A 23,110-nucleotide genomic window follows, 5' to 3' on the forward strand; every position below is an offset into this window, starting at 1 on the left:
GGGGTTCAAGTCCCCCTCGGACACAGAGACGGAGGCCGGTCGGGAAGGTCCCGACCGGCCTCCAGGCCGTCGTGCGTCGCGCCGCCCGTCACGAGGACGCCGCGCGACGGTCGAAGACCAGGGAGCCGGGCGGCGCGCAGGGCCGTCGTAGAGCGCGCCGAGGAGGAACCGCGTCGTCGCCGTGCCGTGCTGGCCTCGACACGGGAGCCGCAGCGGAGTGAGGCGGTGCAGGGTTCCGGCCACCGTGGCTCAGCAGCAGGTCGGCTCGGCCCTCGCCGAGCACCACCAGGTCGGTCAGACGGCGGTGACGGAGAGGCGACGGCGAGGGCGAGCAGGCGTTCGCCCTCCTGGCGCACGGCGGTGCCGGCGGCCGGGTCGCCGGTGCGGGCGTAAGGCGTCGAAGACGCGCTTGGCGGTGAGCCCGGTCATGCCGAGGGCGCGGGCGGTGCGGACCACTGGCGTCGGCGGAGACGGCGTCCTCCAGCATGCCGCGGCGGGGGTGCGCTGCCGGAGGCGGGGGACGCCGCCGAGGGGCAGGAAGCCGACCTCGCCGGCCGCGCCGTGCGCGCCGAGGAAGAGAGTTCGCCGTCGGCGACGACGCCCATGCCGAGGCCGGTGCCGATGAGGACGTAGACGAAGAGCGGCTGCCCGCGCCCGCGCCGAAGGTGTACTCGCCGAAGTGCGGCCAGGCTGAAAGCGCTCGTTGTGGACGGGAGCGCGTGCCGAGGCTCTCGCGCATCCGCTCGACGAGTCCGGCGCGGCCCAGCCCGGCAGGTTGACGGCGTAGCGGACCCGGCCGGTGTGGCGGTCGAAGACGCCCGGGTGCCCACGGCGGTGTGGGACGACGTCGGCGGGCGTCAGCCCGGCTCGGCGAGGGCCTGTTCGGCGCAGGCCACGGCGGCGTCTGGCGACCGTGGTGGCGGCCCGGCCGCGGTTGTGCGCACCTCCGGTGCAGACACGATGGTGCCGGACAGGTCGGCGACGGCGCGCGCGCAGCCGGGCGCGCCCGATGTCGAGGCCGAGGACGTGTGTCCTGCGCGCGGGTCGGGCCTCGTAGAGGACGGCGATGCGGCCGCGGCTCTGGGCGTGGAGTGCCGGCCTCGCGAGACCAGGCCGGCCCTGCTCCAGGGGCGGTGGCGAGGGCCGAGGAGACGGTGGGCTGGACAGTCCGCTGGCACGCGCGAGCTGGGCCCGGGAGGCAGGGCCTTCGAGCGTAGACCGTTGTTGCTGCGCAGCCGCTGCCGGTTCCACGGCGGCGTGGTCGCCGGCGGTCGCGGTGCCGTGGCTTGGCGGCTGGTGTGGCCCGTGCCGACCTTGCTGCAGGCGTGGGAGTGACGCGGTGGCAGGGAGTCGACGGCGAGCGGGCAGCGGGTGCGGAAAGCGGCGGCTGGGGGTGGTCGATGACGACGGGCGGGTCGGCCTGGCGGCGGCCGCGTCGACGTCGAGGGCGCGGGGTCGGGGACGGCGGGACAGGAGGCGGTCGGTGTACGGGAGTGCCGAGTGGGCGAGGACCTCTTCAAGGTGGGCCCGGTCTCGACGATGTGGGCCGCCGTACATGACGGCGATCCGGTCGGAGAAGGTAGCGGAGCGCTCGCGATGTCGCGGGTGATGTAGAGGATCAGGGCCCGCCCTCGGTTCCCGCGCAGGTCGGCCATGACGTTGAGCAGGCCGATGCGGATCGACACGTCGAGCATGGACACGTTTCGTCGGCGAAGGATCAGGGCGGGGGCGGTGGGCGCGCGATGGGCCTGGGCGAAGCCGATGGCGCTGGCGCTGGCCGCCGGAGAGTTCGTACAGGAAGCGGCCGAGGACGTCGGCGGCGCGGGCCGGCGGCTCCTCGACGACCCGCTCGGCCTCCGCCTGCCGCCGGCGCGGGAGGAGTTCGGGAGCGGTGCAGGGTGATGGCCGCGCAGGATTCCGTGGGAGACGCGATAGGCGGGTTGGGAGCGGCGAGGGTCCTGGAGACCATGGGGACGTCGCCGCGGTAGGCGAGGCGTTCCTTGCGGCCGCGCAGCGCGGGTCAGCGGCTTTCCCCGGTAGCGGATCTCGCCGCGGGTCGGTTTGTGGACCTGGGCGACGAGACGGGCGAGGGTGGACTCTGCCGCTGCCGCTCGCCGACGAGGGCGACGATCTCGCGTTCGCCGATGGTGAGGTCGACGTCGTCGACGGCGTGCAGGACGCGGCGGACAGACCGGTGCCGACCTTGAAGTGGCGGGTGAGGTCGCGCGTCTGGAGCAGCGGTTCGCTCATGGGGTGACCTCCGTCGCGGCGGGCGCGTGCAGCAGGCAGCGGGAGCGTGCCCGCCGACCCCGTACAGGGCGGGTTCGGTGGTGTGGCACTGCTCCTGTACGAGGGCGGCAGCGCGTGAAGCGGCAGCCGGGCGGCGGCGCGGCCAGGTCGGGCGGGCTGCCGATGCGCTTTGGGGACGCGGGGGCCGCGGATCGACGGGAAGGCTTTCGAGGAGGCCCCGGCTGTAGGGGTGGGAGGGTGGTCGAAGGCGGTGCGGGTGGGGCTCGCCTCGACGACCTGGCCCGCGTACATGACGAGGAGCTGGTCGGAGAAGTGCGAGACGAGGGACATGTCGTGGGTGACGAACACGACGGCGAAGCCGAGGGGTTGCTGGAGTTCCTTGATCTGGACCATGAGGGAGCGCTGGGGCCACGACGTCGAGCGCGGATCGCCGTTCGTCCATGACGACGAGGTCGGGAGTGAGCAGCAACGCCATCGCGATCATGGCGCGTTGGCGCATGCCGCCGGACAACTGGTGCGGGTAGCTGCGCAGGTGGACGGCGTCGATGCCGACCGAGTTCGAGGACCTCGGTGGAGCGGGCCCGATCTCGTCCGCGGTAAACGCGCGTGCGCGGCCATGGCGTCCTTGTACTGGGCGGCGAGGGTGGCCACCGGGTTGAGGGCGTTCATGGCGGACTGCAGGACGACGGAGAAGTCGCGCCAGCGCAGGGCGTCGAGTTCGCGTTCGGTGAGGGTGACGAGGTCGTCGCCGCGGAAGCGGACGGTGCCGGTGGTGATCCGGGCGGGCGGGCTGAGCAGGCCGGCGACGGCGAACATCAGGGTGGACTTGCCGCAGCCGGACCTCGCCGACGACGGCGGTGAACTCGCCCTGGTGCACGGTGAGTCCGACGTGGTCGACGGCGCAGTTTACGGTCGCGTGGGCGTGTCGTAGGCGACGGTGAGGTCCTGGACGTCCAGGAGCGGCCGGTCAGTCACGGCGCCTCCTCTTCACGGGGCGCAGGGCGGGTTGCCGATCTCGTCGAAGGCGTAGTTGACGAGGGCGAAGGCGACGCCGAGGAGGGCGACGCAGAGGCCGGGGGCGAGGGACCAGAGCGCGGTGCCGGTCTGCAGCGCCTGCTGGTTCTGCGCCCAGTAGAGCATCGCGCCCCAGCTCTGCGAGTTGGGGGTCGCCCGACCGAGGAACTGAGTCCGGCGGCGCTGAGGACCGCGTACAGGGCGGCGCCGAGGAAAGTTGGCGACGATGAGCGAGGATCATGGTGGGCAGGACCTCGCGGACGATGATGCACGAGCAGCGCTCGCCGCGCACCCGGGCCGATTCGAGGAAGTCCCGGTTGCGCAGGGACAGGGCTCGGGCGCGCAGCTGGTTGGCGCCGTAGGACCAGCCGGTGAGGACGAGGACGGTGAGGATGACGGGTGAGGGAGCCCTTGCCGGAGTACTTGGCGAGGATGATCACCAGGGGGAACGCCGGGATGACGAGGACGACGTTGGTGAGGAGCAGAGCAGGTCGTCGGCGATGCCGCCCAGGTAGGCGGCGGAGACGCCGATGATCACGGAGAGGACGGTGGCGAGGGCGCCGGGCCACGACCGCGACGACCAGGGATTCGCGGGTGCCGTGGACAGAGTTGGGAGTAGATGTCCTGGCCGAGGGCAGTGGTGCCCAGCAGATGGGCCGTGGAGGGTCGAGGCGTGGGGTGAAGGCGGCCTCGTCCGGGTGGTCAGACCGTGGTGAACAGGCCGGGGAACGCGGCGACGACCGTGAAGACGAACAGGATCGCGGTGCCGGTGAGGGCCTTGCGGTTGCCCCGGATGGCGCGCCACAGAGCCCGGCTCCGGCCCGACATGAGCGCGGCCTTGTCGGGGGGCGGTGCGGTGAGCGGCGGTGGTCGTGGTCATCGGTGGTTCACCCCTGGCCCTGGCGCGCAGGTCGAGCCACACCGTGGCGATGTCGACGGCCAGCAGTGCCACCAGCACGGCGACCGTGAAGAGCATGAACAGGGCCTGCATCAGCGGGTAGTCGACGTTCTGGACGGCGTTGTAGAGGAGGTAGCCGACGCCCGGGTAGTTGAAGACGTACTCGATGAGGATGGCGCCGGAGATGACGAAGCCGAGGGACATCGCGAAGCCGGCGAGGTTGGGCAGGATCGCGTTGCGGGCGGCGTAGGCGTACATGATGCGGCGGCCGCCGAGGCCCTTGGCGCGAGCCATGCGGACGTAGTCCCCGGCGAGCGTGGTGATCATGTTGTTGCGCATGGTCAGGATCCAGCCGCCGATGGTGGTGATGAGGAGCGTCGCGGCGGGCAGGACGGCGTGCGCGAGGACGCTGCCGACGAAGCCCGAGGAGAAGCCGGGCACGATCGAGGTGTCGTAGTTGAAGTTGGCGGGGAGCAGGCCGCCGGTGCCCTGCGAGAAGACGAGGATCAGCAGCAGGCCGACCCAGAAGTAGGGGCAGCGCCGAGGTGACGACGAAGATCGGCGGGAGGATCGCGTCGAGGGCGCCGCCGCGGGTGCCAGCCCGCGATCGTGCCGATCAGCGTGCCGAGGACGAAGGCCAGCACCGTGGTGATGCCGACGAGGCCGAGGGTCCAGGCAGGGGCGCCGCCGATCTAGTTTGGTGACCGGCTCGCCCAGCGTCTGGCCGATGGAGCGGCCCCAGTTGCCGGTGAACATGTGGCCCAGGTAGTCGACGTACTGGACCACGACGTTCTGGTCCGGCTGAAGCCGAAGGACGTGCAGCATCTGTTCGAGCGCGTCCCGGGAGACCCGGCCGCGGGTGCGCACGGTGAGTGCGCGTCGACCGGGTCGCCCGGCATGACGCGCGGATGAAGAAGTTCAGGGTGAGCGCCGCCCCAGAGCGTGAGCAGGAAGAACCCCAGGCGGCGGAGGATGAAGCGCACGGTTCGCCCCCCTACTGGGCCGACTTGGAGTACAGGTGGGTCAGCACCTGTCCGGTGTCGGGGAAGTTGTAGGCGGCAGGCTGGGCGTACGGGTTGTCCTCGGTCGGCCAGCCGGCGATGTCCTTGGTGTTGTACTGGAACCAGTCCACCGCCTCCACGACGGGGATCACCGGCACGTCGTCGATCATGTACTGGGCGACCTGCTTGACGATGTCGACCTGGTCGGTCTCGTTCGCCGACGCGTAGTCGTTCAGGAGCTGGTCGACCTTCGGGTTCTTGTAGCGCGCGAAGTTGCTGGTGGCGTTCTTGCCGAGGGGGCGCGGTGTTCGCGGAGTGCAGCATCTGGCGCAGCTCGTAGTACGGGGTGGGGCCGCTGGTCTGCTGGTTGTAGTAGGCGAGGTCGTAGTCGCCGGTGTAGAGCTTGCCGATCATGGTCTGCTGGGCGAGGTCCTGGACGGTGAGAGGTCGATGCCGACGGCCTTCAGGGTTCTGCTTGATGACCTTGAGGGAGGCGTCCCAGTCCGTGTAGCCGGTGATCGTGATGATGCTGAGCTCGAGCGGCTTGTCGGGGGTGTAGCCGAGGCCGGCCAGGAGCCTTGGCGCGGGCCGGGTCGGGCTTGTCGTAGCCGGCCTTCTCGACGGCGGCCTTGTCGTAGTACTTGTCGAAGGTGGGCGTCACGATGCCCGACTGGTTCGCGGCCGGTTCCCTGTCCGCCGACGCCGATCTGGGAGACCTTCTCGCGGTCGATGGCGTACGAGATCGCCTGGCGGACCTTGAGGTTGCTGGTGTTCTTGTGGGACGGATCGAGGTTCGGGTAGATGCCGACGTTCAGGACGGGTGGCGACCAGGTGTGGTTGTCGGGCGACTTGTCCCGAGGTAGAACTGCTTGATGCCGGGGATGAACTGGCTCCCCCACTGGGCCTTGCCGCTGGCGAGGTCGAGGTTGGCAGGGGCCGTTGTCGAGGTAGGCCGGGTACTCGACCTTCTGGATGTACGGCTTGGCCCCTGCTGCCAGTAGTCGGGGTTCGCCTTGTACTGGATGTTGTTCGGGGTGCACGGGTCGACCTCGAACGGGCCGGTGCCGACGGGCTCTTGTCGACCCAGGTGTCGGGCTTGCTCGCGGCCTCGCCCTTGCCGAAGACGTGCTCGGGCACGATGGCGACCTGGTGGGCGAAGGCGTAGAAGCACGGCTGGGCCGCCTTCTCGAACTTCAGGGGTGACCCTGGTCGCCGGAGGCGGTGACCGACTGGAGTCCCGCCGTGGTCCACAGGGCGTACAGGTCGGTGGACCTGACGCGCTTCATGAGGTTGAAGGTGAAGGCGACGTCCTTCGCGGTGAACGCCCTCGCCGTCGTTCCACTTCACGCCGGAGCGGATGGTGAAGTCGATCTGCGTCCTGGCCGCGTTCCACTTGTAGCTCTTGGCGAGCATCGGGGTCTCGGCCTGGTCCTTTGAGGGCGTTGACGAAGATCAGGGGCTCGTAGACGAAGCCGATGGAGGTGTTGTAGACGGCCGGGTTGAACGGGTTGAAGTTGCAGGTCCAGGTCTGCCCCGCCGTGTTGGCGATGGTGACCGTGCCGCCCCTTCTTCTTCGGGCCGCTGTTCTCCGTGGCGTTGGTGCCGTCGTCGGAGCTTCCCTTTGTGCTTGGTCTCCGAGCAGGCCGTCGCTGCGAGGGTCAGCATGAGCGCGACGGCGAGGATGCGCGTGGGCCTCATTCCTGCCAGTCCCTTCGTGGGCCGGATCTACCGAGTCTTCTTCGGTCCTGGGCGCGCGGCCTCGACGGCCAGCGCCAGTGCCCTGAGCAGGGGGCGCGTCGTACGGTTGCGCGGCGGGTACGAGCTGGGGCGGATAGGGCACGGCGGCGTCGAGGGCGGCGCGCAGCGGGTCGTGCAGCGCGGGCCAGACGCGGACCATGCCGCCGCCGACGACGATCCGCTCGGGATCGACGGCGATGGTGAGGTTGACCAGGTGGAAGGCGAGTTCCCCGCGGAACTCCGGTGGGGGCGCCCGGCGCAGGGCCTATGCCACTGACGGCCGCCTCCAGCGGACGCGGTCGGTGCGGCCCACGTCGTCGGGCGCGCGCGCAGGTTGTAGCCGATCTCGCCGGAGCGCCGTGCCGGCCGGTGAGGACGGTGCCGTGGGCGACGACGGCGACGGCGAGTCCGGTGCCGAGGTTCACGTAGAGGCCCAGGGTCGCAGCCCCGCGAGGGCGCCGGACGCGTTCTCGTGACGCGGCCGCGGCCTTCACGTCGGTGGCGATGCGGACGTCGACCGGGGAACTGCGGGCGAGCGCACTCCAGCGGGAGCGCGTCCCAGCCGGGGATGTTCGGGGCGAGGGCCACGCCGTCGGGGCCGGGATGCGATGGTCGATCACCCCACGGCGTGCGGTTCGCAGCCGGCGAGGAGGGTGCGGGCGGACTTGAGGGTCCGCCCGAGGTCGGGGTCGGTCGACGGTCAGGTCGTGCAGGCGGGTGCCGTGGCGTGCGTCGGCGACGGTCAGGGCGGTCTTGGTGCCGCCGAAGTCGAGGGCCAGGACGACCGACGACCGGCGGCTGTGCGTCTGGAGCGGGGGACACAGGCGGCTCCTCGGCAAGTTATCGCACCAACGAGGCGCATGACGATGGCTGTACGCGGGCGGACGCCGCGCAGTAAAGTCCCTGTGTCCATAAGGAAGCTGACCGGACGCCGGTCAGCCGGTGAAGCCGGCGGTGATCTTCGTGAACTGCCAGGTGTCCTGGCTGATGCCGGAGCAGTTCTCGGCGACGCCGCCGCCCGCGCAGGGCCGGTCGCGTTGACCGGACCAGAAGGCGAGCCGGGCGAGGTGCTTGCTGTTGGCCCAGTCCTTGATCTGGGTCCAGATGGCGGGGCGTGGTGGTCTCCTGCTGGTCGCTGAGGCCGTTCATGCCGGAGATGCCCATGTGGGCGTAGGCGGTGGCGTCGTCCCAGCCGTAGACCGACTTGAGCTTGGTCTTCAGGCCCTCCGATGCGTTCACGGTGTTGCCGTACATGTCGGAGCCGCCGCCGAAGTCGAACGGCATGATGGTGAAGACGTCGATGTTGGCGTTGAGCGCCTTCGACTGCTCGATGAGGCGGTTGCCGTAGTAGGTCGGTCCTGTGGTGGACGTCGAAGGTGAGGATGGTGCGCAGGCCGGGGTTGTTGGCCTTGACGATCTTCAGGGCGTTCAGGATCCGGTCCTGACGGCCGTGTTCTCCGAACTCGTCGCTGTTCTCGATGTCGACGTCGATCGCCTTCAGGCCGTACGCGTCGATGACCTTTCTGGTAGATGCTCGCGAGGGCTTCGGGCGTGGAGCAGTTGGGGCCGAGCTTGCTGCCGCTCCAGCCGCCGATCGAGGGGGATGATGTCACCGCCCGCGGAACGGACGGCGTTGATGGCGGTCTGGTCCTGGCCGCCGGTGAGCGGGCGCTGGCCGTCCCAGGCCAGGGTTGCAGCCGCCGGAGGAGAGGATGAACGCCATCGTGAACCACTTGACGCCGGTGGCGTTCATGACGTGGTCGGGCTCGGCGGGTCGCAGCCGGTGTAGAGGTAGGCGCGCGGCCTGCTTGAAGCCGAGCTGCCGGAGCCGGCTTCCGTGGTGACGGAGACGGCGTTGGAGGCGGGCGAGCTGTTCCCGGCCGCGTCGTGCGCCTTGACCGTGAAGGAATAGGCGGTGGACGGGTGAGGGCCGGAGACGGTGGCGGAGGTCCCGCTCACCGCAGGAGCTTGTTGCTGCCGCCGCTGTACACGTCGTAGCCGGTGACGCCGACGTTGTCGCTCGCGGCGCCCCAGGACAAAGCGAGACGCCGCTCGACGTCCTGCCGGTGGAGGTGAGGCCGGTCGGGGCGGTCGGGGCCTGGGTGTCGCCGGGGTTGCGCCCGGGCCGTCGAGGCTGAGGTCGTCGGCGTAGTAGGTGCCCTGGGCGTACCAGCCCTGCGTAGACCGTGGCGCTGGTCTGGCCCGCGCCGGTGGTGAACTTCACCGTCAACTGGCTGTACGCGGACGGGGACTGGGTCCAGGTCGAGCGCCGCCGTCGACGCCGAGGTAGACGTAGCTGCCGCGCACCCAGCCGGAGAGGGGGTGTACGCGGTGTTCGGCTGGACGGCGAGGGTCTACGGCTGCGCTGGCGTTGTCGCTCGAGGTGGCGCTCCCGCGAGGGCCTGGACCCGCCGTGGACGGGACTGGAGACCACGGAGCCGAGGCTGCCCGGAGCACTTCCAGGCGCCCAGCGAGCCGGACCTGGAAGCCGGTCGGACAGGACGTTGGCCGCCTGGGCGGTGCCGGGCAGGGCGACGGCGCCGGCGAGGGCGAGCGCGGCGGCGCCGATGAGAGCGAGCAGACGTCTCGTGACGTCCGGTGCGACGTTGCGTTCGGTGTGGACACGCGAACTCCCTTTGCTCTAGGCTTTGGGAATTCCGGACGTGCGCGAACCGTGTCAGTTCCTGTGACTCTCGCGCTGGTATGCGACCAATGCGGCTGTCAAGGTGGTCGCGGGACCGTAGCGAACTGGCGCCCCGCCACGCCCCCGGTACGAGGGGTGGCGGGGCGCCGCGTCGGCCCGGGGAACCGGGGCCGGGCGGAGCCTACTTCTCGACCGCGTGGCCGCCGAACTGGCTGCGCAGCGCCGCGATCATCTTCATCTGCGGCGAGTCGTCCTGGCGGGACGAGAAGCGGGCGAAGAGCGACGCGGTGATCGCGGGGAGCGGGACGGAGTGGTCGATGGCGGCCCACCGTCCAGCGGCCCTCGCGCCCGAGTCCTGCGCGAAGCCGCGCAGCTGCTCCAGGTGCTCGTCGTCGTCCAGGGCGTTGACCGCGAGGTCGAGCAGCCAGGGAGCGACGGTGCCCTCCTGCCAGGAGCGGAAGACTCTGCGCACGTCCGTGACGGAGTCGGCGGCCTCCAGCAGCCTCCCAGCTCGGCGTAGGCCTCGCATCATGGCGTACCTGATGCCGTTGTGGACCATCTTGGAGAAGTGGCCGGCGCCGACCTTGCTCCGCGTGGACGTAGCCGTGGGTCGCCCGGGCTTGAGGCGTCGAAGACCGGCTTCACCTTCTGCGACGTTCTCGTCGGAGCTCGCCGACCATCAGGCGTAGCCGCTCTGCAGGCCCCACACACCGCCGGAGACGCCGGCGTCGACGAAGCCGATGCCCCTTGGCGGCGAGCTCCTCGGCGTGCTTCGTCGTCCGTCCAGCGGGAGCTGCCGCCGTCGACGACGATGCTCGCCCTCGGCGAGCAGGTCCTTCAGCTCGTCGACCGTCGACTGTCGCGGCGCCGGCCGGCACCATCACCCAGACCACGCGCGGGCCTTCGAGCTCGACGAGCCTCGCTCAGGGACGCGACGTCCGAGACCTCGCTGCGGTCTAACCGATGACGTCGTGGCCGGCGCGGCGGATGCGCTCGCGCATGTTGCCGCCCATCTTGCCGAGGCCGATGAGTCCAAGCTGCATGTCAGTTCACTCTACCTCGTGGATCTCGCGTGGATCACTTCGTGGATCACTTCGTGGATCTGGGGAACGTCAGGTGGCACGGCCGCGCAGCGCGCGGTACGTGGCGACGAGTGCCTTGGTCGACTCGTCCAGGCCCGGGACGTCGGCGCCTTCGGTGAGGGCGGGTTCGACGCGCTTGGCGAGGACCTTGCCGAGCCTCGACGCCCCACTGGTCGAAGCGAGTCGATGTTCCAGACCGCGCCCTGGACGAACACCTTGTGCTCGTAGAGGGCGATGAGCTGGCCGAGGACCGACGGGGCCGTCCCTTCGCCAGGATCGTCGTCGTCGGGGTGGTTGCCCTTGAACGTCTTGTGCGGCACCAGCTCCCTCGGCGACGCCCTCGGCGCGCACCCGTCCGGCGTCTTGCCGAAGGCGAGCGCCTGGGCCCTGCGCGAAGAAGTTGGCCATCAGCAGGTCGTGCTGGGCGACGAGCCCAGCCGCAGATCGTCGACCGGGCTTCGGCGAAGCCGATGAAGTCCGCCGGGATCAACTTCTGTGCCCTGGTGGATGAGCTGGTAGTAGGCGTGCTGGCCGTTGCGTGCCGGGCGTGCCCCACACCACGGGGCCGGTCTGCCAGCCGACGCTCCTCGCCGTTGCGGTCCACGTACTTGCCGTTGGACTCATGTCGAGCTGCTGCGAGGTACGCGGTGAACTTCGACAAGTAGTGGCTGTACGGCAGCACCGGCGTGCGACTGGGCGCCGTGGAAGTTGCCGTACCAGATGCCCAGCAGGCCCGATCAGGAGCGGCGCGTTGGACTCTCGGCGGGCGCGGTGCGGAAGTGCTCGTCGACGCGGTGGAAGCCGTCGAGCATCTCGCGGAACGCCGCGGGACCGATGGCGATCATCAGGGAGAGGCCGATGGCGGAGTCGATACGAGTAGCGTCCGCCGACCCAGTCCCAGAACTCGAACATGTTGGCCGTGTCGATGCCGAAGTCCGACACCTTCTCGGCGTTCGTCGACAGGGCCACGAAGTGCTTGGCGACGGCTTTGACTGGTCGCCCTCAGCCCGGTGAGGAGCCAGTACTGCGCGCGGAAGTCGCGTTCGTGATGGTCTCGATGGTGGTGAAGGTCTTGGAGGCGATGACGAACAGCGTCTCGGCGGGGTCCAGGTCCCGTACGGCCTCGTGGAGGTCGGCCCCGTCCACGTTCGACACGAAGCGGACCGTGAGATCGCGGTGCGGTGAAGGAACGCAGCACTCGTAGGCCATCGCCGGGGACCGAGGTCGGAGCCGCCGATGCCGATGTTGACGACGTTCTGATGCGCTTGCCGGTGTGACCGGTCCACTCGCCCGAGCGCACCCTTGTCCGCTGAAGGCCGCCATCTGGTCGAGCACGGCGTGCACACCCGGCACCACGTTCTCGCCGTCGACCTCGATCACGGCGTCGCGCGGGGCGCGCAGCGCCGTGTGCAGCACGGCGCGGCCCTCGGTGGTGTTGATCTTGTCGCCGCGGAACATGGCGTCGCGCAGACCGAAGACGTCGGTCGCGGCGGCCAGCTCGCGCAGCAGCGCGAGCGTCTCGTCGGTGACCAGGTGCTTGGAGTAGTCGAGGTAAAGGTCGCCGACCTGCAGCGCATAGCGCCGGAGCCGCGCGCGCCGGATCGGCCGCGAACAGCTCGCGCAGGTGCGCGCCGCTGAACTTCGCGCGGTGGTCCTCCAGGGCGGTCCACTGCGGGGCGGCGCGTCATCAGAGGTGTCTCAGCGCAGTGTTGAACAGACTCCTTGGAGTCGACGGGCCCGGCCTGCAGCGCGACGGCGCACGATCTCGTCGGCGTCGAGGCGGCGGGAGCTCTTCGGCGATCAGCTCGGCGGTCGAGCGACCTTCAGCGAGGGTGCGCTCGGGCCGGCCGTGGGCAGCGACAGGGCGGCGAGCGGGCCGTCGGGGGCGGCCGATGCGGATCTCGCCGTTCGGCGTGCCCAGGCGGATCCGCGTGCACGACGCCCGTCGGTGGTGACGCTCGACCGACGCCGAGGCAGCGGGGGCGCGAGCCAGCGCGCGAGCAGTTCGGCGCCGTCTCGGCCTGGACTCGACGGCCGCGGGAGACGATGTCTGGTGCGGGCCTGGTCGAGGGCAGGCGGCCAGCATGGTAGCGCCACGGGGTGAGCCGGGTCCAGGCCAGGTCGGTGTCGCCCGGGCGTGTAGGACGCGGCGCGCGCCGGTCGAGCTGCGTCCAGGGCGTCCTCGTCGGCGCGTACAGTGTCGGTGATCCGGCGCTGGCGGCGAGCGGCGCCCAGCGGGTCCTTGGCAGGGCTCGGTCCGGGGCGTCGACCGGCCACCAGACCACGACCGGGGGCGTCCGGCAGCAGCAGCGGCAGCACGACCGAGTGGGCGTGCCGACGCACCTCGCCGTACAGACGCAGGATCACGGTCTCGCCGGTGCCCGCGTCGGACGCCGACCCGCACCTCGGCGTCGAGCCGCTGCCCTGCTGGTCGCGCGGCGAGCGGGCGACGCGCTTGATCACGACGAGGCGTGCGCGACGTGCTCGCGGGACGCCTCGCTGGCGGCCTTGAGTCGCGTCGTACGCGTTCTCCTCGTCGGTGACGATGACCATCGTCAGCACCATGCCCGACGGCGGCGTGCCCGATGGCGCGGCGCCCTTGCACGAGCGCCTTGTTGATCCTGCTTGCCGTGGTGTCGGTGAGGTCGATCTTCATGGCCTGCGCCAGCTCCGTCCGTCTCGTGCGAGCATCTCGTCCGCCTCGGCGGCCCCAGCGCGCCTGACGCGTACCGCGGGCTTGCCCGTGCGCGTCCCAGTGCGCCCTCGATGGGGTCGAGGATCCGCCAGGACAGCTCGACCTCCTCCGTGCGCGGGAAGAGGTTCGCGTCGCCGAGAAGCGACGTCCAGGATGAGCCGTTCGTACGCCTCGGGGCTGGACTCGGTGAACGACTCGCCGTACGCGAAGTCCATCGGACACGTCCCGGATCTCCATCGACGTGCCCGGGACCTTCGGACCCGAAGCGTACGGTCATGCCCTCGTCCGGCTGGACGCGGATGACGATCGCGTTCTGGCCGAGTTCCTCGGTGGCGGTGGAGTCGAACGGGAGTGCGGCGCGCGCGCTGGAAGACGACCGCGATCTCGGTGACGCGACGGCCCAGGCGCTTGCCGGTGCGCAGGTAGAACGGGACGCCCGCCCAGCGGCGGTTGTCCACCCTCCAGCTTCACGGCGGCGTAGGTGTCGGTCTTCGACTCCAGGTCGATGCCGTCTTCCTGGAGGTAGCCCTGACCTTCTCGCCGCCCTGCCAGCCCGCCGCGTACTGCGCGCGCGGACCGTGGACTTCTCCAGGTCGGCGGGGACCGGACGGACTTGAGCGACCTTGAGCGTCACCAGCGACTCGGCGTCGAACGAGGCCGGTTCCTCCATGGCGGTCAGCGCCATCAGCTGGAGGAGGTGGTTCTGGATGACGTCGCGGGCGGCGCCGATGCCGTCGTAGTAGCCGGCGCGGCTGCCGATGCCGATATCCTCGGCCATCGTGATCTGCACGTGGTCGACGTACGACCGGTTCCAGATCGGCTCGTACATCTGGTTGGCGAAGCGGAGCGCCAGGATGTTCTGGACGGTCTCCCTTGCCGAGGTAGTGGTCGATGCGGAAAGACCTGCTCCCAGGGCGCGAAGACGTCGTGCACGATCGCGTTGAGCCCTGCGGCCGACTCGATGTCGTGCCGAACGGCTCCTCGATGACGGCGCGCGCCACGAGCCCTGCGGTGCGTCCGCGAGGCCGTGCTTCTTGAGCTGCCGCACGACCTTCGGGAAGAACTGGCGGGACCGAGGGTAGAAAGCGTAGTGTGCCGCTGCGTGCGCGCGCTTCTCGTCCAGCTCATCGACGGCCGCGCGCAGCTGCTCGGAACGCGGTGTCGTCGTCGAAGTCGCCCTGGGGATGAAGCGCATGCCTCGGCGAGCTGCGCCCAGACCTCCTCGCGGAAGGGCGTGCGGGCGTGCTCCTTGACCGAGTCGTGGACGACCTGGGCGAAGTCCTGGTCCGCCCACTCGCGGCGGGCAACCCAGAGCGAAAAGCCCGGCGGCAGCAGGCCGGTTGGCGAGGTCATCAGACGGCCGGCATCAGCTTCTGCGGGACAGAGTCGCCCGTGACGCCGAAGATGACGAGCCCGGAGGGGCCCGCGACGCGCGGCAGGCGGCGGTCGCGCGGGGTCCCTCAGCGGGTTCTGCCAAGCGGTGACGCTCACTTTGACTCAGCCTCCCTGGAGGCGGTTCACGACGGTGCTGAGCAGGTCGGTCCAGGCGACTCGAACTTGGCGACGGCCTCGTCCTCGAGCTGCTGGACGACCTCGTCGTAGGAGATGCCGAGCTCTCGACGGCGGCGATCTCGGGCGCGCGAGGCGTCGTAGGTGCCGCTGACCGAGTCGCCGTGGATGTCGCCGTGGTCGGCGGTGGCCTGCAGGGTGCCTTCCGGCATGGTGTTCACGGTGCCGGGGCGACGAGCTCGTCGACGTACAGGGTGTCCTTGTACGCGGGGTCCTGACGCCGGTGGAGGGCCCACAGCGGGCGCTGCTTGTTGGCGCGGCGGCCTCCCAGGGTCGCGGCCCGCTCGGTGGCGAAGACCTGCTCTCGTAGGCCTCGTAGGCGAGCCGGGCGTTGGCGAGCGCAGCCTTGCCGCTCGCGGGCGACGCCTCGTCCGTGCCGATCTCGCCGAGGCGCTTGTCGATCTCGGCGTCGACGCGCGACACGAAGAAGGACGCGACGGAGTGGATCGTGGCGAGGTCGATGCCGCGCTCCGTGCGCCTTCTCCAGGCCCGCGCAGGTAGGCGTCCATGACGGCGCTTGTAGCGCGTCGAGCGAGAAGATCAGCGTGACGTTGACGCGAGATGCCGAGGCCGATGACCTCGGTGATGGCCGGGAGGCCCGCGAGGGTCGCCGGGATCTTGATCATGAGCGTTGGGCCGGTCGACGAGCCAGGCCAGCTGCTTGGCCTCGGCGATCGTGGCCTGCGGTCTGTGGGCGAGGCGCGGGTCGACCTCGATGGAGACGCGGCCGTCGCGGCCCCTGCGTCGCGTCGTACACGGGGCGCAGGACGTCGGCGGCGGCGCGCACGTCCTGCGTCGTCATCATGCGGACGGCCTCGTCGACGGTGACCTTGCGGGACGGCCAGGTCGGCGAGCTGCTGCTCGTAGCCCCGCCGGAGCCGATGGCGGCCTGGAAGATCGAGGGTTCGTGGTGACACCCACGACGTGGCTCTTCTCGACGATCTCGGCGAGGTTGCCGGACCCGATGCGCGTGCGGGACAGGTCGTCCAGCCAGATGGAGACGCCTTCGTCGGAGAGGGCCTTGAGGGGGCGACGAGGTGCTGGCGTTGCTCATGGTGCATCTTCATCTTCTTTCGTGTCGTACGTGACGCGTGCTGACTGCGGAGGGATTGCAGCGGGCGGCGGCCACGGGACTCCCGGGCCTTGGCGGCGACGTTCTCGGCGGTGAAGCCGAACTCGCTGGAAGAGGACGTTCGCGTCGGCGGAGGCGCCGAAGTGCTCCAGGGAGACGATGCGGCCGGCGTCGCCGACGTAGCGTGTACCAGGTGAGGCCGATGCCCGGCCTCGACGGCGACGCGGGCCTTGACGGCCGGCGGCAGGACGGAGTCCTGTAGCCCCTGGTCCTGCTCCCTCGAACCACTCGACGGACGGCATCGACACGACGCGGGTCGCGATGCCCTCGGCCTCCAGGGGTCGCGCGGGGCGGCGACGGCGAGCTGCACCTCGGAGCCGGTGGCGATCAGGACGAGCGTCCGGGCGTCTGCTTCGACGCCTCGACGAGGACGTAACCGCCCTTGGCGGCGAGCTCGTTGGCCTCGTACGTCGGCACGCCCTGGCGGGTCAGCGCCAGGCCGTGCGGGGGCGCGGCTTGACCGTAGTCCTGCGGCGCAGGATCTCGCGCCAGGCGACGGCCGTCTCGTTGGCGTCGGCCGGGACGGACGACGTTCAGGCCGGGGATGGCGCGCAGCGAGGCGAGGTGCTCGACGGGCTGGTGGGTCGGGCCGTCCTCGCCCAGACCGACGGAGTCGTGGGTCCAGACGTACGTCACCGGGAGCTGCATGAGGGCCGACATGCGGACGGCGTTGCGCATGTAGTCGGAGAACACGAGGAACGTGCCGCCGTAGATGCGGGTGTTGCCGTGCAGCGCGATGCCGTTCATCTCGGCGGCCATCGAGAACTCGCGGATGCCGAAGTGGACGGCGCGGCCGTAGGTCGGCCTGGCAGCGGGCTGCCCTTCGGCAGGAACGAGGAGTTCTTGTCGATGGTGGTGCTGTTCGAGCCCGGCGAGGTCGGCGGAGCCGCCCCACAGCTCGGCAGGATCACGGCGCCGAGGGCCTGGAGGACCTTGCCGGACGCGGCGCGGGTGGCGACGCTTGTGCCGGTCTCGAAGGCGGGCAGCGCTCGCTCCCAGCCGGCCGGGAGGCGGCCGGCGTACGATCCGGTCGAGCAGCTCGGCAGCGCGCTTCGTTGTCGGTGCGCCAGGCGCCGAGCGTGCTTGTCCCACCCGGCCTCGTGCGCCTGGGCGCCGCGGTCGAGGGCCTTGCGGGTGTGGCTGATGACGTCGTCCCCGACGATCGAAGGACTGCTCGGGGTCGAAGCCGAGCGACGCGCTTGGTGGCGGCGATCTCGTCGGCGCCGAGCGCCGAGCCGTGCGACGCCCGGTGTTCTGGGCGGTCGGCGCGGGCCAGGCGATGATCGTGCGCATCGCGATGATGGACGGGCGCCCGGTCTCGGCTTCTTGGCGGCGGCGATGGCGCTGTACAGGGCCTCCGTGCGTCGACGTTGCCGTCGGCCTGCGGCTCGATGCGCGCTGCACGTGCCAGCCGTACGCCTCGTAGCGCTCCGAGGACGTCCCTCGGAGAAGCGCGGTCGCGGTGTCGCCCTCGATGGAGATGTGGCTGTCGTCGCAGAGCGAGGACGAGGTTGCCGAGCTTCTGGTGCCCGGCGATCGAGGAGCTGGCCTCGGCGGAGACGCCCTCCTGCAGGTCGCCGTCGGAGACGATCGCGTACACGATAGTGGTCGAACGGGGAGGCGTCTCCCGGGGCCTCCGGGTCGAACAGGCCGCGCTCGTAGCGGGCGGCCATCGCCATGCCCACGGCGTTGGCGACGCCCGGCCCGAGCGGGCCCGTGGTGGTCCCGACGCCGGCGGTGTGGCTGTACCCGTGGCCCGGGGTCTTGAGCCCTGCGTGCGGAACGCCTTCAGGTCGTCCAGCTCCAGGCTCGTAGCCGAGCCAGGAAGAGCTGGGTGTAGAGGGTGAGGGACTGAGTGGCCGGGCGACAGGACGAAAGCGGTCGCGGCCGATCCCAGTCGGCGTCGGCCGGGTCGTGCGCATGACCTTCTGGAAGAGGGTGACGCGGCCGGGGGCCAGGCTCACTGCGGTGCCGGGTGGCCGCTGCCGACCTTCTGCACGGCGTCGGCGGCCAGCAGCGCGGGCGGTGTCGACGGCACGCTGGTCGAGGTCGGTCCACTCGAAGGGACCCTCGAAGGGGTCGAGGCCGTTCGGTGTCTGCGTGCTCATCTGTCTGACTTCCTTCGCATCCGTTGTCCTGCCGATGCCCAAAGGCATCGCCTCCCGCAGGGGACCAAAGCCCTGGTCGAACTACTCTACGAACTTAAAGGTCATACTTCTTTGGAGAGGTAGGTGCGCCCGTGCCAGCGTTCGGTGAAAAATGAGACACCTACAGGAGTTGAAGCCAAGGAAAGTCGATGACGGAGCAGGACCCCGCGCAGACGAGCGCACATCTGGGAGCGACCCTCGCGGATCGAGCGCACATCCGCACGTGATCCCTTCGACCCGAGCGCGAGCGTCTCCGGGTGGGATGCAGGTCGGACCGATGGGGGACCGACGGTCCGTGGGCGGGCGGCGTGGGCCTCTCGCGCCGGGTGCACCGCATCGACTTCCACGTCCTGCTCTTCTTCCGCGAGGGCCCGGTCCACCACATGATCGACTTCGCGGAGTACGAGGTCGGGGCCGGGGACGTGCTGTGGATCCGCGCCAGGTGCACGGCTTCTCGACGGCGGAGCAGTACGTGGGCACGGCGCTGACCATGCGAAGCCCGGCTTCCCTGCCGCGCGCCATCGTCGAGGCGCGACCGGCCCTGTACCGCTACGACCGGCCGCCACTGCTCCACCCGGCCCGGGACCAACTCGCCGCGCTGGAGAGCCTCGTTGGGAGCAGCTGCAGCGCGAGTACCTGACACCTCGACGCTGCCGCTGAGCCTGCACACGTCCGTCCTGCGGCACTCCCTGACGGCGTTCATGCTGCGGGTGGCGCACGTGTCGGCGCAGGCGGCGGCCGACGAGTGCAGGCCGCAGCCCGACACGACGTTCAGCCGGTTCCGCACGGCGGTCGAGCAGGGCTTCACGACGAACCACAGCGTGAGCGCGTACGCCGACGAGCTCGGCTACTCCGCCGCACGCTGGTCCGCGCCGTGCGCGCGGCGACCGGCCAGACCCCGAAGGCGTTCATCGACCGGCGGGTGGTCCTGAGGCCAAGCGGCTGCTCGCGCACACGGAGCTGCCGGTGGGCCGGATCGGGGTCGCGGTCGGCTTCGGCGACTCGGCGAACTTCTCCAAGTACTTCCTCCAGCACACGGGCGTGACACCGGCGGCGTTCCGCCGAGCAGGTCTGAGCGCACCCCTGCGCCTTTACGTAAAGAGTTCCGGAAAGGGACGGTAAACGTAAAGGGAGTTGCGCGGGCGCCCGGCCCGGCGATCGGTCACGCTGCAGGAGCACGACGGTCGACCCTGCCCCCGTCTCCCGCCGTGCTCCCGGTTCGCGGCCGTCGGCCCGGGCGCCACCGCGGGCGCGGCCACTGGGTAGGGTCGGCGCCATGCCCCACCCGACCACCCCCGCCACCTGCGCCTGCGGTCTGCCGCGGGCCTACGAGGGCTGCTGCGGCCGCTACCACTCCGGTGGCGCTGCCGCCCCCCACCGCCGAGGCCCTGATGCGCTCCCGGTACTGCGCCTTCACCCGGCGCGACGCCGGGTACCTGCTGCGCACCTGGCACCCGGACACCCGGCCGCCCGGCATCGACTTCGATCCGGCGCTGAGCTGGACCGGTCTGGAGATCCAGGAGACGACCGAGGGCTCGGCCTTCCACCAGAAGGGCACGGTCACGTTCCGCGCCCGCTACCGGGACGGCGGCCGGGCGGGCGGCGCTGCACGAGCGGAGCCGGTTCGGTGCGGGTGGCGGGTGCCTGGGTGTACGTCGACGGCGACTTCATCGAGTAGGCCCCACTCCACGGCCGACACCCGGGCGCCGCAAGGGGGGTTCGGCCCAGGGGCGCGAGGATGTCCAGCTCTGAGCGCGCCCACCGCGATCTCGCGCGTGAGCGCCTCCCGCGCGCTCCGCGTTCCCCCTCCCGCACCGCCTCCCGCGACCTGGACGTGCAGGGTGACCGCCGCCGGGTCCGGGTCCTCGAACATCACCTGGTGGTGGGTGCGGCTCGACAGCACCTCGGCCACCAGGTCGCCGAGAGGTGGGCGAACATCTCGTTGCCCGACGCGTTCAGCACGACGCGGTGGGAACTCGATGTCGTGGACGAGGTACGCCTCTAGCTGAGTGGCCGCGCGACGTGGCGACCATGCCGAGCGCGCACTCGGTGAGTTCCGCGCACTGCCCGGCCGCGTGCGCGCGCGCGGCGAGGCCCGCGGCGACCGGCTCGACCGCCGACCGCAGGACCGTGAGCGAGCGCAGCTGGCGCGGCCGGTCGGACCCGGCGAGACGCCACCGGATGACCCGCGGGTCGTAGACGTTCCACTCCTCGGCGGGCCGTACGGTCACGCCGACGCGGCGCCGCGACACCACCAGGTTCATGGACTCTGGACGCGCACCGCCTCGCGCATCACCGAGCGCGACACCTCGTAGTGCTGAGCGAGCTCGTCCGTGCGCAGGACACTGCCCGCGGGTACTCACCCGCGGTGATGGCGGGACCGAGGCTGTCCAATACGCGGGCGTGCAGTCCCCGGTCCTGTGTGGTCATGAGCTCACCCTACGGGGAGGCGGGGGAGCGCACCGGGCGAGGACCAGCAGGAATAAAAAGTCTGACTTGTATGTCACAGGGGTCTTGAATTAGTCAGACCTTTTGGGTTTCAGTGACGTGACACAGCGATGTCGATGAAGACAGCGAGGCAGTACGCGATGAGCACCCCCCACGTCGTCGTGGTCATGGGCGTTGCAGGCACCGGCAAGACGACGATCGGTCCCCCTGCTCGCCGACCGGCTGGGCGTTCCCTACGCCGAGGGCGACGACTTCCACCCCGAGGCCAACATCGAGAAGATGTCGGCCGGCACCCCGCTCACGGACGAGGACCGCTGGCCCTGGCTGGACGCCATCGGCCGCTGGGCCCACGGCACGTGCCGGACTCGGCGGTGTGGTCAGCAGCTCCGCCCTCAAGCGCAGCTACCGCGACCGGCTCGCGCCGCCGCCCCCGGTGTCGTCTTCGTGCACCTGACGGGTGACCGCGCGCTCATCGAGGACCGCATGTCCCATCGGCAGGGGCCATTACTTCATGCCCACCGCGCTGCTCGACTCCCAGTTCGCCACGCTCCAGCCGCTCGCGGTGCGGACGAGTGCGGGCGTCGACGTCGACGTGGCGGGTTCGCCGGAGATCACGGACCGGGCCGTCACGGCCCTGACCGCGCTCTCGACTCCGCCGGTTCCGCCCACCCGTAGTCGCACCACCCCTCGTCCCCCTCCCCTCCCCCTCCACGTACAAGGGAAAGACCGTGACCAGTCTCAGCGTCGAGATGCTGGCAGCGGACACCGTCGAGCCGATACCTCCGCGGGCCACGCCGCTTGATTGTTACTTGTAGACAAGTTGTTATTGTTCTAGCCATCACGAAGTTCGCCCATCGCCTTCCTGGCGCCCACCATCGGCTCGTTTCGCGCTCCGGCGTGCCGCCGGGGCGCCTCGAGGATCACCAGCTTCTCCGCGGGCCTCGGCTCCACGGGTCGCCGGTGTGGGCGTCCTGATCGCGCTGGGCGCGATCCTCGGCAAGCTGCTCGCCGACTCCGGCGGCGCCGACCAGATCGTCGACACGACCCTCGCCAGGGCGGGAAGTCCGGCGGCAGGGACGACGCCCTGGGCGATGGTCCTGGATCGCCTCGATCATCGGACTGCCGCTGTTCTTCGAGGTGGCCGTGGCATCGTGCCGCTGATCCCGGTCGTCCTGATGGTCGCCAAGCGCGGCAACCACCGCCGATGCGCATCGGCATCCCGGCGCTTCGCCGGCATTCGTCCGTCAGCGCACGGCCCGATCCCGCCGCACCCGGCCCGCTCGTCGCGATCGACGCGGCCGCGGCCAACCTCGGCATCACGCTCGCGCTCGGCGCGTCCTGGTCGCCATCCCGACGGTGATCATCGCCGGTCCGGTGTTCTCGAAGTTACGCCGCCAAGTGGGTGGACGTCCCGGCCCCCGAGAAGATGATCCCGGCGCGCGCCCCACGAGCTGAGAAGCGCCCGAGCTGGCGCCCGTCGCGACCATCATGCTCCCGGTCGTGATGATGCTGTCCAAGGCCCCGTCGACATCATCGTGACAACCTCGAGCACACCGTCCAGCGCCTTCACGTGATCGGCTCGCCGCTGATCGCGCGCTCGCCGCCGTCATCGTGGGCAATGTTCACCCTCGGCGGCGCGCGGCCGGCTTCACCAAGGGGCAAGCTGCAGGCCACCACTGAGCGGTCGCTCGGCCCCGATCGCGGGCGTGCCTCATCGTCGGCGCGGGCGGCGGCTTCAAGCAGACCCTCATCGACTCCGGCGTCGGCCAGATGGTCCTGGACATCTCCAAGGACTGGTCGATCCCGACGCTGCTGCTCGCCTGGCTGATCGCGGTCGTGATCCGGCTGGCCACGGTTCGGCGACGGTCGCCACCGTCTCGGCCGCCGGTCTGGTCAGTGCCCTCGCGGCCGGCATGACCGACACGCACACGGCGCTCCTGGTCCTCGCGATCGGTGCGGGCCTCGCTGTTCTTCAGCCATGAACGACGCCGGCTTCTGGCTGGTCAAGGAGTACTTCGGACTCAGCTGGCAGACGGTGAAGACCTGGTCGGTCATGGAGACGCTCATCTCCGCGGGTCGCGGAGCCGTCGTCCTGCTGTTGTCCGTGATCATCTAGAACCGCGTCCCCATCCGGCGGACCACGAGGAGGAGCACGCCGATGAGCCACCCCGTTCGACATCGGCGGCCGCACCGCCCGTGACCGGATCGAGCCAGGATCGGGTTCGCTCCTGGCCCGCGGCCTCCTGGAGGCCGGCTGCACGGTCGCGCTCAACAACGGCCGGGACACCGGCCGCCTGGAGGGAGTGCCGCCTGGGAGCCGGGCGGCGCCCTGGCACCGTGCAATACCGGCGGCGCGTTCGACGTCACCGACGGCCTCCGTGGCCGGGATCGCGGACGTCGAGGAACGGGTGAAGGGCGCACGAAACGCGAAAGCGTTTCACGATAAATGCGAAAACGGTTAAACACCCAAATTCCAATCGAACGAAGCATACC

Annotated in this window: 19 protein-coding genes and 15 pseudogenes; 11 read left to right on the top strand and 23 right to left on the bottom strand. The window is 70.5% G+C overall.

From position 1 onward, the window contains the following. Positions 1–1,653: 1,653 nt before the first annotated feature. Positions 1,654–1,902, top strand: a complete 249-nt coding sequence (locus RBJ77_RS29955; RefSeq protein WP_372347866.1) for a hypothetical protein — start codon at positions 1,654–1,656, stop codon at positions 1,900–1,902. Positions 1,903–2,020: 118 nt separating this feature from the next. Here RBJ77_RS29955 and RBJ77_RS29960 read toward each other — a convergent pair whose 3' ends face one another. From RBJ77_RS29960 to RBJ77_RS29980, 5 genes are all read right to left on the bottom strand, one after another. Next, the gene (locus RBJ77_RS29960) at positions 2,021–2,749 is read right to left on the bottom strand and encodes a hypothetical protein (protein WP_372347867.1); all 729 of its coding nucleotides are present in this window, start codon (positions 2,747–2,749) and stop codon (positions 2,021–2,023) included. Further along, positions 2,731–3,066 carry a hypothetical protein gene (locus RBJ77_RS29965; RefSeq protein ID WP_372347868.1) on the bottom strand — a complete coding sequence of 112 codons (336 nt, stop codon included), beginning with the start codon at positions 3,064–3,066 and terminating at the stop codon, positions 2,731–2,733. Before RBJ77_RS29965 ends, RBJ77_RS29960 begins: the two co-directional genes overlap by 19 nt. A 171-nt stretch (positions 3,067–3,237) precedes the next feature. Further along, positions 3,238–3,390 (bottom strand): hypothetical protein, encoded by a 153-nt coding sequence (locus RBJ77_RS29970; RefSeq protein ID WP_372347869.1) that lies wholly within the window; start codon positions 3,388–3,390, stop codon positions 3,238–3,240. A 310-nt stretch (positions 3,391–3,700) separates the two neighbouring features. Further along, complete coding sequence (locus RBJ77_RS29975) at positions 3,701–5,029, bottom strand: ABC transporter permease (protein WP_372347870.1); 1,329 nt, start codon at positions 5,027–5,029, stop codon at positions 3,701–3,703. Positions 5,030–5,156: 127 nt separating this feature from the next. After that, complete coding sequence (locus tag RBJ77_RS29980; RefSeq protein WP_372347871.1) at positions 5,157–5,333, bottom strand: hypothetical protein; 177 nt, start codon at positions 5,331–5,333, stop codon at positions 5,157–5,159. Between the two features lie 1,493 nt (positions 5,334–6,826). Here RBJ77_RS29980 and RBJ77_RS29985 point away from each other — a divergent pair. Then, entirely contained in the window at positions 6,827–7,177 is a 351-nt protein-coding gene (locus RBJ77_RS29985; RefSeq protein ID WP_372347872.1) for a hypothetical protein, read from the top strand. Between the two features lie 658 nt (positions 7,178–7,835). Here the strand turns inward: RBJ77_RS29985 and RBJ77_RS29990 are convergent. Together RBJ77_RS29990 and RBJ77_RS29995 are read right to left on the bottom strand one after the other, a co-directional pair. Further along, positions 7,836–9,481: pseudogene (locus tag RBJ77_RS29990) on the bottom strand (fibronectin type III domain-containing protein). A gap of 244 nt (positions 9,482–9,725) precedes the next feature. Then, positions 9,726–10,587 (bottom strand): annotated as a pseudogene (locus tag RBJ77_RS29995) (NADP-dependent phosphogluconate dehydrogenase). Here RBJ77_RS29995 and RBJ77_RS30000 point away from each other — a divergent pair. Then, positions 10,516–10,854, top strand: coding sequence for a hypothetical protein (locus RBJ77_RS30000; RefSeq protein ID WP_372347884.1), 339 nt, complete (start codon positions 10,516–10,518; stop codon positions 10,852–10,854). The pseudogene RBJ77_RS29995 and the gene RBJ77_RS30000 sit on opposite strands and share 72 nt — an antisense overlap. An 8-nt stretch (positions 10,855–10,862) precedes the next feature. Here RBJ77_RS30000 and RBJ77_RS30005 read toward each other — a convergent pair. From RBJ77_RS30005 to RBJ77_RS30075, 15 genes and pseudogenes are all read right to left on the bottom strand, one after another. Next, positions 10,863–10,952, bottom strand: a pseudogene (locus tag RBJ77_RS30005) (hypothetical protein); the annotation flags it as partial. Positions 10,953–11,033: 81 nt separating this feature from the next. Then, a pseudogene (locus RBJ77_RS30010) lies at positions 11,034–11,144 on the bottom strand (hypothetical protein); the annotation flags it as partial. Further along, positions 11,135–11,308: pseudogene (locus RBJ77_RS30015) on the bottom strand (glucose-6-phosphate isomerase); the annotation flags it as partial. The pseudogenes RBJ77_RS30015 and RBJ77_RS30010, both read right to left, overlap by 10 nt. A gap of 55 nt (positions 11,309–11,363) precedes the next feature. After that, positions 11,364–11,471 (bottom strand): hypothetical protein, encoded by a 108-nt coding sequence (locus tag RBJ77_RS30020; RefSeq protein ID WP_372347873.1) that lies wholly within the window; start codon positions 11,469–11,471, stop codon positions 11,364–11,366. A gap of 88 nt (positions 11,472–11,559) precedes the next feature. After that, positions 11,560–12,228, bottom strand: a pseudogene (locus tag RBJ77_RS30025) (glucose-6-phosphate isomerase); the annotation flags it as partial. A 198-nt stretch (positions 12,229–12,426) separates the two neighbouring features. Further along, on the bottom strand, positions 12,427–13,191 hold the full coding sequence (locus tag RBJ77_RS30030; RefSeq protein WP_372347874.1) for a glucose-6-phosphate dehydrogenase assembly protein OpcA: 765 nt from the start codon (positions 13,189–13,191) through the stop codon (positions 12,427–12,429). Next, positions 13,182–13,598: a hypothetical protein gene (locus RBJ77_RS30035; RefSeq protein WP_372347881.1), complete on the bottom strand. Its 417-nt coding sequence runs from the start codon at positions 13,596–13,598 to the stop codon at positions 13,182–13,184. Before RBJ77_RS30035 ends, RBJ77_RS30030 begins: the two co-directional genes overlap by 10 nt. Beyond that, positions 13,519–13,779, bottom strand: a pseudogene (locus tag RBJ77_RS30040) (hypothetical protein); the annotation flags it as partial. The gene RBJ77_RS30035 and the pseudogene RBJ77_RS30040, both read right to left, overlap by 80 nt. Positions 13,780–13,943: 164 nt before the next feature. Further along, positions 13,944–14,516 (bottom strand): annotated as a pseudogene (locus RBJ77_RS30045) (glucose-6-phosphate dehydrogenase); the annotation flags it as partial. A 302-nt stretch (positions 14,517–14,818) separates the two neighbouring features. After that, positions 14,819–15,886, bottom strand: a pseudogene (gene tal / locus RBJ77_RS30050) (transaldolase). 54 nt (positions 15,887–15,940) lie between these two features. Then, positions 15,941–16,264, bottom strand: coding sequence for a hypothetical protein (locus tag RBJ77_RS30055; RefSeq protein ID WP_372347882.1), 324 nt, complete (start codon positions 16,262–16,264; stop codon positions 15,941–15,943). Positions 16,265–16,349: 85 nt separating this feature from the next. Continuing rightward, the gene (locus RBJ77_RS30060; RefSeq protein WP_372347875.1) at positions 16,350–17,114 is read right to left on the bottom strand and encodes a hypothetical protein; all 765 of its coding nucleotides are present in this window, start codon (positions 17,112–17,114) and stop codon (positions 16,350–16,352) included. A gap of 132 nt (positions 17,115–17,246) precedes the next feature. Further along, positions 17,247–17,504: pseudogene (locus RBJ77_RS30065) on the bottom strand (hypothetical protein); the annotation flags it as partial. A 64-nt stretch (positions 17,505–17,568) separates the two neighbouring features. Next, positions 17,569–17,622, bottom strand: a pseudogene (locus RBJ77_RS30070) (hypothetical protein); the annotation flags it as partial. Between the two features lie 61 nt (positions 17,623–17,683). Then, a pseudogene (locus RBJ77_RS30075) lies at positions 17,684–18,178 on the bottom strand (hypothetical protein); the annotation flags it as partial. A 299-nt stretch (positions 18,179–18,477) separates the two neighbouring features. Between RBJ77_RS30075 and RBJ77_RS30080 the strand changes: the two are divergent. The 4 genes and pseudogenes from RBJ77_RS30080 to RBJ77_RS30095 all read left to right on the top strand — a co-directional run bounded on the left by RBJ77_RS30080 (position 18,478) and on the right by RBJ77_RS30095 (position 19,847). Beyond that, positions 18,478–18,657, top strand: coding sequence for an AraC family ligand binding domain-containing protein (locus tag RBJ77_RS30080; RefSeq protein WP_372347876.1), 180 nt, complete (start codon positions 18,478–18,480; stop codon positions 18,655–18,657). Positions 18,658–18,780: 123 nt separating this feature from the next. Further along, positions 18,781–19,101, top strand: a complete 321-nt coding sequence (locus RBJ77_RS30085) for a hypothetical protein (protein ID WP_372347877.1) — start codon at positions 18,781–18,783, stop codon at positions 19,099–19,101. 34 nt (positions 19,102–19,135) lie between these two features. Next, positions 19,136–19,291 carry a hypothetical protein gene (locus RBJ77_RS30090; protein WP_372347878.1) on the top strand — a complete coding sequence of 52 codons (156 nt, stop codon included), beginning with the start codon at positions 19,136–19,138 and terminating at the stop codon, positions 19,289–19,291. Positions 19,292–19,445: 154 nt separating this feature from the next. Next, positions 19,446–19,847, top strand: a pseudogene (locus tag RBJ77_RS30095) (YchJ family protein). A 50-nt stretch (positions 19,848–19,897) separates the two neighbouring features. On the opposite strand, the pseudogene RBJ77_RS30100 reads toward RBJ77_RS30095, so the two are convergent. After that, a pseudogene (locus RBJ77_RS30100) lies at positions 19,898–20,599 on the bottom strand (FadR/GntR family transcriptional regulator); the annotation flags it as partial. A 158-nt stretch (positions 20,600–20,757) separates the two neighbouring features. Between RBJ77_RS30100 and RBJ77_RS30105 the strand changes: the two are divergent. The 4 genes and pseudogenes from RBJ77_RS30105 to RBJ77_RS30120 all read left to right on the top strand — a co-directional run. Beyond that, positions 20,758–21,269 (top strand): annotated as a pseudogene (locus RBJ77_RS30105) (gluconokinase); the annotation flags it as partial. A 310-nt stretch (positions 21,270–21,579) separates the two neighbouring features. Further along, on the top strand, positions 21,580–22,047 hold the full coding sequence (locus RBJ77_RS30110) for a hypothetical protein (protein ID WP_372347879.1): 468 nt from the start codon (positions 21,580–21,582) through the stop codon (positions 22,045–22,047). 319 nt (positions 22,048–22,366) lie between these two features. Next, positions 22,367–22,534, top strand: coding sequence for a hypothetical protein (locus RBJ77_RS30115; RefSeq protein ID WP_372347883.1), 168 nt, complete (start codon positions 22,367–22,369; stop codon positions 22,532–22,534). Positions 22,535–22,595: 61 nt separating this feature from the next. Then, a complete protein-coding gene (locus tag RBJ77_RS30120; protein WP_372347880.1) occupies positions 22,596–22,733 on the top strand; it encodes a hypothetical protein in 138 nt (45 codons plus the stop codon). The last annotated feature ends 377 nt before the right edge of the window (positions 22,734–23,110 follow it).

Origin of the sequence: Streptomyces sp. KL116D (assembly GCF_030766975.1) — a bacterium.
Taxonomy (GTDB): Bacteria; Actinomycetota; Actinomycetes; order Streptomycetales; family Streptomycetaceae; genus Streptomyces; species Streptomyces longispororuber_A.